The organism is Luteibacter sp. P4_D7_3, assembly GCF_056401735.1.
In genome coordinates this window covers 1-11,538 of the sequence record NZ_JBFUIT010000114.1, presented here as the reverse complement: position 1 = coordinate 11,538, position 11,538 = coordinate 1, and the positions used below count along the sequence as shown (strand labels likewise).

Genomic DNA, 11,538 nt, shown 5'->3' with positions numbered 1-11,538 from the left:
ATGCCGCGACGTTCGCGGCGGGAAGTTTTCCGGTTCACTGATCACCGAGTCGGGCGCGGCGACGGACTTGCGTCCCCTCAGCTGTTTCGCCGTGAGAGGCAGGCACTCGCCCTTCTCGTTGATCTCGCGTATCGCACAGGCCGCCGGGTGGGTAGCCGCGGCGACATCGTAAGCCTCGAGGATCGAGCGCCTTGCTTCGAGGTAGGACGGTCGATCCTTTGAAATCGTAGCCATGGCGCCATACTCCGCTCGACGCCAACAAGGGCGCCCCCAACCGCGAGGCTGCGCCCTGCGCCGTTACCCCGCCGTTAGCCTCGCGGGTACACCACGTGCACCTTGTACTCACGCTGATCGTCCTCCAACGGAAGACTGTCGCCCTCGATGGAAGCACCGTCCAGCAGGATGCCCGACGATTCGCCGTCCCGTGCCGGCCGGAGATCGATCGCGTAGGTCGAGCCGCCGAACACGTAGCGCAGGCTGTAGCCCGCCCACGACGTCGGGACACAGGGACGGACACGCAGCCGGCCCTCCTCCAGGCTCAGCCCCAGCAGCGACTCGACCAGCAGGCGGTACATCCAGCCTGCGGACCCCGTGTACCAGCTCCAGCCGCCCCGACCTACGTGTGGCGCCACGGAATAAACGTCCGCCGCGAGTACGTAAGGCTCGATCTTGTAGCGCTGGATCGCGTCGGCATCTTTCGTATGGCTGGCCGGGTTGATCATCCTCGCCAGTTCCCACGCGCGGTCGTGGTTGCCCATGTGCGCGAAGGCCATCGCCGCCCAGACCGCCGCATGCGTGTATTGCCCACCGTTCTCGCGCACGCCCGGCACGTAGCCCTTGATGTAACCGGGATCCATCGCCGAGTGATCGAAGGGCGGGTCGAGCAGGCGAATCAGCCCGACATCGTCCTGCACGAGATGACTGCTCAGCGACGCCATGGCCTGCGTGCGGCGTTCGTCCGTGGCAACGTCCGAGAGCACCGACCAGCTCTGCGCGATCGCATCGATGCGGCATTCGTCGTTGCTGGCCGAGCCCAGCGGCGTACCGTCGTCGAACCAGGCTCGGCGGTACCACTCGCCGTCCCAGGCATGCGCTTCCAGGGCAGCCGACAACTTGGTGACTTCCGCCGTACAGCGGTCCGCGAAAATTGCGTCGCCGCGTGAGCGTGCTGTCACCGAGAACTCGCGCAGCACGTGAACCAGGAAGAAGCCCAGCCAGACGCTCTCGCCCTTGCCGCCCTCGCCCACCTTGTTCATGCCGTCGTTCCAGTCCCCGCTACCCATCAGCGGCAGGCCGTTGCGCCCACGCGGCATGGAGTGCTCGATGGCGCGCACGCAGTGTTCGTAGAGACTGGCCCGAATGCCCGAGGGGCGCGGCAGGTCGTAATAGGACTCCTCACCGGGCCGCAGCGGACGGCCTTCGAGGTATTCGACCGCCTCGTCGAGCACCGCCGCGTCCCTGCTGGCGTGCACGTAGCGGCTGGTGGCCAGTGGAAGCCAGAGGTAGTCGTCGGAACACGCCGTGCGAACGCCGCGCTCGATGGGCGGATGCCACCAGTGCAGCACATCGCCTTCGACGAACTGATGCGCTGCGCAGAGCAGCAACTGGGCGCGTGCCATGGCGGGCGCCGCGTGCTGCGTTGCCATGGAATCCTGTAACTGGTCGCGGAAGCCGATGGCTCCGCCGGACTGGTAATAGCCACTACGTGCGAACAGGCGGCTGGCGATCGTCTGGTAGAGCAGCCAGCCGTTCGCCATCGTGTCCATCGCAGGCTCCGGCGTCCTGGCCTGAACCACACCGAGCACCCCACGCCAGTGAGCACGCACGGCACTGAGTACCCTTCCAGCGGTGCCGTCCTGGCGGAAGCGCTGCACGAGGCCGCGCGCCTCGGCTTCATTGCCGCCCATGCCCAGCCGGATGACCACCTCCCTCGATTCACCCGGCTCGAGAAGGAAAGCGACACGGAGGACGCCGCAGGGATCCAGCCCGGCACCGATGCGGTTGTTCCAGGCTTGGCGGCGCATCCCCAGCGGTGAATCCATCCGTCCGTTACGGCCGAGGAACTCGGTCCGGTCACCGCCCACGGAGCGCTCGCGATCACCCATGTCGAAGAAGGCGACGCGACCGGGAAAATCGCTGTTGTAGGCGTTGCGCGCAAACAGCGCGCCCGTGATCGGGTCGACATCGGTCACCACGTGCATCGAACTCTTCTCGCGGACATCGCCGAGCAGCCATTCGACGTATGCGGTAACCGACAAGCGGCGCGCCTCGGAACCGCGATTGGTCACCGTGACCACCTGGAACTTCACCGGCGCATCCAGTGCGACGAAGGTTTCCAGGCGCGAATGAAGCGTCTCCTCGTCATGCTCGAAGTGGCTGTACCCGAAGCCGTGACGCGTCGTATAGCTTCCCTTGCCGCGCACGGGCAACGGTGTCGGCGACCAGAAACGGCCCGTCGCCTCGTCACGCAGGTACACGGCTTCGCCGCTGGCATCCTCGACCGGGTCGTTATGCCACGGCGTGATCCGGCAGCCGTGCGCGTTCTCGGCCCAGGTGTAGGCGCCGCCACTTTCGGATACCACGGTGCCGAACGACGGATTGGCGAGCACGTTGCACCAGGGGGCCGGTGTTTCGGCGCCTTCCTCGAGTTCGATGACGTACTCGCTGCCGTCGGCGGAGAAAGCGCCCGTGGGCGGCTTGGCGGCGGCAAGTTCCGGACGTGGAAGACGGGGCCATGCCGGTGGTTCCGCAGCGGCGGGACGCGACTCGAGACGATGCCGCTCCATCTGCTCGGCGAGCGAACCGAGGCTGTCGACGACCACGATACGCGCGCTGGCTTCCATCACCAGGCGGTCCTCGTACGAAAGCGGCTGCGCGGCACGGATGAACACGCCACCGGGCCGGTCGAGCAGGTTCGATTCCGTCCCCGAGGCAAGCAGTCCGGTCAGTGCGTCGTGCAGTGTCTGCCGATAGCCAGTGCTGTCTTCGTTCCAGATGACGAGGTCGACGGCCAGACCGCGCAGCCGCCAGTAAGCGGCCGCGCGCACGAGGTCACGTGCCACATCGAGCCTTGCGATATCGCCGATCCGTAGCAGCACGATCGGGAGGTCACCCGACACCGCCTGCCCCCAGAGCCCCGATTGACCGCGTGCGTTCGCGGCGATGAGGGCCGGCTCCGCACGCAGGGCGAGGTTCGGATAGACCACCGAGGTCGCCATGTGCTCGTAGAGCTGCGCGTCGGCCAGCGTATTGTTGGCCTGGCGCAGGGAAACCTGGCTGTGCGTCCATGCCAGGTCGAATACGCGGTCGGACAGATGGCGATCCCGGTACTTTTCGATAAGGCGCAAGCAACTGTCGCGCGTATCCGCCACACCGGTCACGAAGTCGAGCGTCGCCGTCTGCTCGGGATCGAGCGTGATCCGGACGCGAATCGCCACGATCGGGTCGAGCACCGCACCTGCCGTGTCGGTCAGGCGTTCCATCCCGGCGTCGAGCGCCGCGGGCTGTGCCGTGCTGCGACCACGCCCGATGAACCGTGCGCGATCGGTCTCATAGGAAATCGCATCCACGTCCACGTCATGCACGGCGACCAGATGACACATCCACGGCGGCTGCTCGTCCGCGGAACGTGGCCGGCGCGCGCAAAGCAGCGCTTGCATGGACGCCACGATTTCCGTGGTGACGAACAGCTTGCTGAAGGCCGGATGCGCCATGTCGCCGTTGGGATCGGTGAGGACCACCTCGGCATAACTGGTCAGCTCGATGGTGCGCCGCGTGCGTCCGCGATTGGTGACGCGCGTGCGGCGCAGTTCGATATCGTCTTCGGGCGAGACCACGATCTCCGTATGCGTCTCKAAACCGCGCTGCCGCACGCGGAACTCGGCCCGGGACTCCGAGAAGATCGCCTCGAACAGGTCCGTGCGCCGCGCGACGGGTTGGTAGGACGTGGTCCAGACATCACCCGAGTCCGGATCGCGGACGTAGCAGAACATGCCGTGGTTATCGCGCGTGATGTCTTCGCGCCAACGCGTGACCGCCATGGCGTCGCGGCGGCTGTAACCACCACCGGCACTGCTGACCATGACGTGATACCGCCCATTGGAAAGCAGCTGCACGGCGGGACGCGGACGGTCGGGATCGGTGAACAGGCGCAGGCGTGCCTCGGGCAGGGACGGTGCCTTGGCATCGTCGCCCAGCCCGGCGGTGTGCAGGTACTCCGTGGCGCTGCGAGGCACACGCTCCTGAAGGAGCAACGTGGTCGCCATGACATGCGGGTCCGATTCGAAACGCCGAACCATGGGCTGGCCGAGCAGCAGGTGATTGATCGACAGGAGCGACATGCCCTGATGGTGGGCCATGAACGATCGCACGACGACGGCCTCCTGCCCCGGAGGCAGGCGCGACGGCGTGTAATCGACCGCTTCGTACAGACCGAAACGACCGGCCACGCCCGCATCGGTGAGACGTCGCAGGTTGCTGGTGGCTGCCGCAGGCGCGACCATCAGCGCAAGCACGCTGGCGTACGGTGCGACGACGAGGTCGTCACCCAGGCCACGTTTGAGACCCAGGCCGGGCACGCCGAAGGCACGGTACTGGTAGGTCAGATGCGCGTCCACGGCGTTGTAACCGGATTCGGACACGCCCCAGGGCAGGCTGCGCTGCTTGCCATATTCGATCTGCCTGGCGACGGCCGCACGACAGGTCTGGTCGAGCAGGCTGCCTTCATACGTCGGCATCACCAGCATCGGCATCAGGTATTCGAACATCGACCCGGTCCACGAAAGCAGCACCGGCGAGCCACCCGTCGTTGTCAGCAGGCGCCCGAGTGAGAACCAGCTCTCCTGGGGAATCTGGCCCTGGGCGATGGCGACAAAGGTAGTCAACCGTGCCTCGGAGGCCAGGAGGTCGTAGAACGACTGATCGAGCACGCGCCGATCGATGTCATAGCCGATCGACATCAGGTGCCGGTTGTCGTCGTACAGGAAGGCGTGGTCCATGATGGCCAGTTCGCACGCCAGCGCGGCGAGATTGCTTAGCGCCTCGATGCGCGCGATCGCGGCGGCACGCTGCGCCGCGTCTGCCGTGGCTTCGCTCGCCCGCTCCAGCAAGGTCGGGATGCCGACGACATGCCCTTMCCCACCGTGCCACTGTTCCGCCTCGGCCGTCAGGTCGTCGCATTGCGCCTTCAGTCGCGAAAGCCAGAAGGCCGCCTCGTCCGAAGGCTCGCGCGCCAGTGCAGGCATCATCATGCGCAAGCGGTCGGCCTGGGTGCAAGCGAACGCAGACACTGCATCCATCGAGCGGGGCGGCGAGGCCACAGCGGTGAGCAGTTCGTCCGACCACGCGAGCAGGTCCGGCCGTTCGGTATCGTCCACATGTTGAACGAGGACGCCGAGCGTGTCGCGCAGGCCTTCGATCGACACGGCACGAAACACCGGTTCGTTCGATAACGCAAGCAGGCCCCGCTGGAGAGTCAGCAGGTGACCTGCAAGGTTGCCGCTGTCCACGCTGGACACGTACAGAGGACGCAGGGGCGTGAGTGTTTCCGTGTCATACCAGTTGTAGAAGTGACCCCGGTAACGCTCGAGCGAATGCATGGTGGCGAGCGTGGCCGCCGTGCGGCTGATGACACCACCCAGGCCGAGGAAACCGAAGTCGAAGGCGGCGAGGCTCGCGAGCAGCCCCAGGCCCATGTTGGTTGGCGACGTGCGTCGGGCCACCCGGATGTCGGGTGTCATCTGCACGTTGTCCGGTGCCAGCCAGTGATCGTCGTGTCCGACGTGGGCCTCGAAAAACGCCCAGGTGCGGCGAGCCAGCAGGCGAAGGAACGTCCGGTCCGATGCGCTGGGCACGTAGACATGGCTTACGTCGGGACGACTCACCCACCAGGCGAACACGGGCGAGAAGAACCAGAGCAGGAGCACCGGTGCGGCAATGGTGAGGACCATGGGTCGATCGACGACGAGCAGGACRGAAAGCACGAYCGCGACGGCGGGGCCAGCCCACATGGCGCGCCACGGGATTTTATGCGCGCCTCTTCCGCTGCGTTCCACCTCGCTCGACGAACGCCATTGCAGCAGGTGACGGTGACTGATCACGATGCGCCACAGCGAGCGGACGATGGCGTCGATGCTTACCCACGCCTCGTGAGGCAACCACGCCATCGAGAACACCAGGCGCAGGCCGTGCTGGCCCGTCGCGACCAGCGAGGCGCGGGCGTGCTGTCGCCAGGCGATGTCGCGGGGCTTGCGCGCCGCTTCCATCAAGGCCTGCAGGAGTACCGGCACGAAGGCCATCGACAACACGCCGAGCGTCCAGCTCAGTACCGGCGCGATCCACAACCAGCCCGCCACGAGCAGGGCCAGTGCCGCCGGGGCGCCCGCGCTTCGGCGCAGGTTATCGAAGATTTTCCAACGCGACAGATGACTGAGATCGTTGCGCCGCCATCCGTCACGGGTGGGTACCGTGGGCATGAGCCACGGCAACAACTGCCAGTCGCCGCGCATCCAGCGATGACGACGAATGCTGTCGTCGACATAGCGTTCGGGATTCTCCTCGAAGACCAGCACGTCGCTGAGCAGGGCTGTACGCGCAAAGCAGCCCTCGATCAGGTCGTGGCTGAGTACGCGCTCGTCGCGGAGGCGTCCGGCCAGTGCGTGTTCAAAGGCATCCACGTCGTAGATGCCCTTGCCGATGAACGAACCTTCGTGAAAGAGGTCCTGGTACACGTCCGAGACGGCACGGGTGTACGGGTCGATACCTGCATCAGCGCCGTACAGGCGCGCATAGGACGACCGTGCCTGCGCCGGCAGGCCGATGCCCACGCGCGGCTGCATGATGCCGTAACCGGCCACCACCACGCCCCGTGCTTCGTCGAACACCGGGCGGTTCAGCGGATGATCCATCGCAGCGATCAACAGGTGCGCCGTATCGCGTGGCAGCTGCGTATCGGTATCCAGGGTGATGACGTAGCGCACCGGTGGCAGGCTTTCGATCCGCCCGACGATCAACAGAAAGCGATCCGCGCCCTCGCCACGGAGCAAGCCGTTCATGGCCGCGAGCTTGCCGCGCTTGCGATCGGCTCCGATCCAGCGTTGTTCCGTTTCGCTCCACTCGCGTGGTCGGTGGAAGAGATAGAAGCGGTCGACGGCCGGCGAGGGATACCTGGTATTGAGCGCATCGACGCGCGCCCTGGCGCGCTCGAGGATGGCAGCGTCGCCCGGCATCGATACCGCGTCCGCATCCATGAAATCGGTCAGCAAGGCGAAATGCAGGACCTCGTCGCGATTGGCGAGGAAACGCACTTCGAGTGCTTCGGCCACATCGTCGACATCGTCGGGGCTGCCGAGCAGCGTCGGCACAGCCACCATGCTACGCGCCTGCGGGGGAATGCCCTTGGCGTAATCCATGCGCGGCAGGTGGTCGGGCGTGGTAACCAGGATCGCGGCCAGATTGAGCAGGCTCAGGGTGAGCTGACTGGCGACGATGAGGGCACCGAAGGCCAGCGCGGCAGCGATCCAGCCCGACCCCGGCGGCAAGGCCGCACTTTCGACGAGGCCGGTGGTGAGGCCTGCCAGTAACAGGAGAAAGGCCGTTAGCGAAAAAGCGAAAGGTGCCCGGTCGAACACGCGCCGGCAGCGCGACGCGAACGATTGCCGCGTGCGCAGTCGACGCTCGAGGGCGGGCAGCCCCGCACCGACCAGGTGATAACCCACATGGGTCACCGCGCCATCGCGTGGCTCGCCCGGATCGGGGCAGCTCGCTGCGAGAGCGGCGCGTGCCGTGGCCACTTCGCCGATACGACCCGCTCGCGCCAGGCGTTCCACAGCGTGCCGGTAACGGTCGCGACTGGCGAAATCCATGGCCGCGTAAATGCCCGCCGGGTCCTCGCGCAGGCAGGCCTCGACCAGGCTGGCGTGTTCGACGAAGTCGCGCCAGTCGACGGTCACCAGCGCACGAAGGCTGCCGATGCTATTGCCGACCGACACCTGGTGCGCGGCCTGCTGCTGCGACTCCATCTGCACGAGGTAGTCGATGCTGCGGCCGGACTCGGCCAGGCGCTGTTCGATCCAGCCCAGCGGCATCGCGAGCGCCGGCCCCTGCCCTTGCAGACGGCGAACGAGCTCCGCGACGAAAGGCGCACTCATCACCGGTGAGGAGCGCGCCATATCGGCGACAACCAGCACCACGTTCTTCGGGTCCTCCGCGGCCATGCGGGTCATGGCATCGGCCCAGCGCGTCGCGCGTCGGCGCCTGGCCTTGTCGAGCATCACGCGTGCGGCAATACGCCGGAGGTTCTCGATCAGCGCCAGTCGCAGCATGATCGGAATCGCCCACAGTTCGCCCAGTTTGAGCGGCACCACCGACTGGTAGGTCTGCAGGAAACGCGCGAGGCCTGCCGCATCGATACGGCCGTCGCCATGCGAGATGACCTCCAGCGCGATGTCGTAGACACGCGGCAAGCCGCGCGACGGCCCCTCCTCCAGCTGCACCAGTTCACGGCTGTAGCCCTTGGGGAAATCCTTGTTGGCGATGCGGATGTGTTCTTCGATCAGGTAAAGGTTGTCGAGCAACCATTCCCCCGCTGGCGTGGTGCCCGAACCGCGCCGTGCCGCCGCCATCAGCGCTTTGCAGACCTCCAGGATGACCCGTTCGTTATCGGCCAGCCGGGGTAACAACCATTCCGCGGAGCGCCGCGTCGCCACTTCATGGCGTCTGGCGAGCACCAGCCCGTGGGCTTCCATCTGGTCGGCGTTGAAAAGTTCCGCCCGCAGTGCGGGCTCACGCTCCGGACTTGGAGCGTCATGAGGACTTGCGCGCCTGAACAGCTCTATATCCTGCCCCTTGGGGGTGGTGGGATTCGTTTCATGGATCAGCGCGGCGTGGCCCCGAAAGGCCGCCGAGCCAGTCTACGCTCTCCCGGCCGCCCTAGCGCGCCGTGCGGAAGGTCAGGTTGAGGCGGTCCATGCCCGTCAGCGGGTGTTCCGAGGCTTTCAACGGCAGCACGCCGTGGTAGTTCATGCGTGACGGACCGCCCCATACGACCACGTCGCCGTGAACCAGTGGGATATTCAGCGGTTTGACGCCTTTACCCTGTCCACCGAACTGGAACATGGCAGGCACGCCCAACGACACGGACACGATGGGCTCGGAATCGCGCCGCTCGTTACGATCCTGATGCATGGTGAGGCGCGAGCCGGTGACATAGCGGTTCACCAGGCAGGCGTCCGGCACGAAGCCTTCGAAGCCAGCCTCCGCCGCCGCTTCCGCCGCCAGCCGCATGAACAGCGCCGGCATGACCGGCCACGGCTGGCCTGTCGCCGGATCGATCGCGTCATAGCGGTAGCCGCGGCGATCGCTCACCCAGCCCACCTTGCCGCAATTGGTCATTGCCACGCTCATGGTGTGGCCACCAGGGGTCACCAGGTGCCGGAACGGCGAGACGGTAGCGATGGCGCCGATGAGCTCGACCAGGCGCGCACCGTCGTCCCGTGCGAACGCGCGCAGCACCACGGCGCCCGGGCCCAGAGGCTCGTTGCGTCGCTCGGTGGCGGGAAAATCGGCGAAAAGATCCGCAGTCATGTCCCTATTATCCCCGTTGCACACCCTTTAGGGTCCAGTTGCGCGAGAATCGGGTATCACCTGCCTGAGCTCTTTTCGATGTCGCAGCCTGCCCCACCGTCCGACCCGGAAGTCGATCCCACCCTGCAGCACAGCGGGCTGGATTTTCCGGTCGTGGGCATCGGCGCCTCGGCCGGTGGCCTGGCAGCCCTGGCCCGATTCCTCGAAGCCATGCCTGCCGAGCCAGGCATGGCTATCGTCATCGTGATGCACCTGTCGCCGCGGCACGACAGCATCGTCGATCGCATCCTGCAGCGCTCCACGAGCATGCCCGTTACCCAGGTGACCGCGACGCTGCCATTGCAGAAGAACCACGTTTATGTGATCTCGCCACGGCACGCGCTTTCGATGAACGACGGCTACCTGCGCCTGCTCGACATGGAGCGTCCGCGCGGCAGGCATGTGTCCATCGACTTCTTTTTCCGAACGCTTGCCGAAGTGCATCGCGAAAAGGCGTTCGCTGTGATCCTCTCGGGGACCGGATCGGACGGTTCGGTGGGCATCGCGCGTATCCACGAGCGCGGCGGCATCACCCTGGTGCAACAGCCCGAGGATGCCGAATACGACCAGATGCCGCGCGCCGCCATTGCCACCGGCGCCGTCGACGTCATTCTTCCCGTGGCCGAGCTTCCCGAACGCATCGTCGCCATGGCCCGTGATGCGTCGAAGATCGTTTTTCCCGCCGGCGCGGCCCTCGACGATACCTCCGATGCGGGCGAAGCGGCGGCGGAGGCCGTTTCTCGCGAACACGAGGACGCCCTGCGCGACATCATGCTCATCCTCCGCGCGAAGACCGGTCACGATTTTCGGGCGTACAAGCGCGCCACCGTGCTCCGTCGCATCGAGCGGCGCATGCAGGTCAACGGCCTGCAGACCCTCGAGAGTTACCGGGATTTCCTCCACGAGCATGCGCATGAGCGGCCRGCCCTGTTGAAGGACATGCTGATCAGCGTCACCAATTTCTTCCGCGACCGCGAAGCCTTCGACGCGTTGGAACTCGAGGTGATTCCGCGTCTTTTCGAGCAGACCTCCGACGACACGCGCATCCGCGCATGGAGCGCCGGCTGCGCCACGGGCGAGGAAGCCTATTCGCTCGCGATGCTCCTGGCCGAAGCCGCCACACCGAACGCGGTGTCCGTGCAGGTGTTCGCCACGGACATCGACGAAGACGCGATTGCCCATGCCCGCCATGGCTTCTACTCGTCCGCCGTGACCGCCGACGTTTCGGCTAGCCGGGTGGCCCGCTTCCTCATTCGTGAGGATGACGGCTATCGCGTGCACAAGGCCTTGCGCGAGAAAGTATTGTTCGCCCGGCACAATGTGTTGCAGGATCCGCCGTTCTCGAAGCTCGACCTGATCGTCTGCCGCAACCTGCTGATCTACCTCAATCGCGACGTGCAGTCCCGCGCGCTGGAGATGTTCCACTTCGCGCTGCGGCCCGGTGGGTATCTGTTCCTTGGAAGCTCGGAGTCAGCCGAAGTCGTATCGAAGTACTTCACCCCCGTGGACAAGAAGAACCGGATCTATCGTGCCAACGCGGTCGGCCGTACCGGGATTTACCTGCACTCGCCCACGCGCCTTCCGTCCACCATACTCACCACGGGCGCGACCGCTGCCGCCACGGCCGCGCAGGATCGGCGGGAGTATTCGTTGAGCGAGATCCATCGCAAGGCGGTTGAAGACCGCTTGCCGCCCAGCATCCTGGTCGACCGCGACGGCCATGTCGCACACATGTCCCAGAGCGCCGGCGTCTATCTGCGGCTCACCGGCGGTGCGCCGTCGTACCAGCTGACCGCGCTGATCGTCCCCGAGCTGCGCCTCGAGCTGCGCACGTCATTATTCCAGGCCAGCCAGGACGGCACCTCGGTACGTTCGCGGGCGGTGGACCTGGAGCGGCGTGGCCACATGCTCTCGGTC

Annotated in this window: 4 protein-coding genes; 1 reads left to right on the top strand and 3 read right to left on the bottom strand. The window is 66.0% G+C overall.

Translation table 11 applies throughout. The features are described 5' to 3' along the window. The 3 genes from AC1DSN_RS11815 to alkB form a co-directional block, all read right to left on the bottom strand. Window positions 1-234: hypothetical protein (locus AC1DSN_RS11815; protein WP_063570947.1), on the bottom strand; the 234-nt coding region annotated here is incomplete at its 3' end. A gap of 74 nt (window positions 235-308) precedes the next feature. Continuing rightward, window positions 309-8,744 carry a GH36-type glycosyl hydrolase domain-containing protein gene (locus AC1DSN_RS11810; protein ID WP_477330814.1) on the bottom strand — a complete coding sequence of 2,812 codons (8,436 nt, stop codon included), beginning with the start codon at window positions 8,742-8,744 and terminating at the stop codon, window positions 309-311. Between the two features lie 184 nt (window positions 8,745-8,928). Beyond that, window positions 8,929-9,582: a DNA oxidative demethylase AlkB gene (gene alkB, locus AC1DSN_RS11805; RefSeq protein ID WP_477296254.1), complete on the bottom strand. Its 654-nt coding sequence runs from the start codon at window positions 9,580-9,582 to the stop codon at window positions 8,929-8,931. A gap of 78 nt (window positions 9,583-9,660) precedes the next feature. Here alkB and AC1DSN_RS11800 point away from each other — a divergent pair. After that, a partial coding sequence (locus tag AC1DSN_RS11800) for a CheR family methyltransferase (RefSeq protein WP_477330812.1) occupies window positions 9,661-11,538 on the top strand: 1,878 nt, incomplete at its 3' end.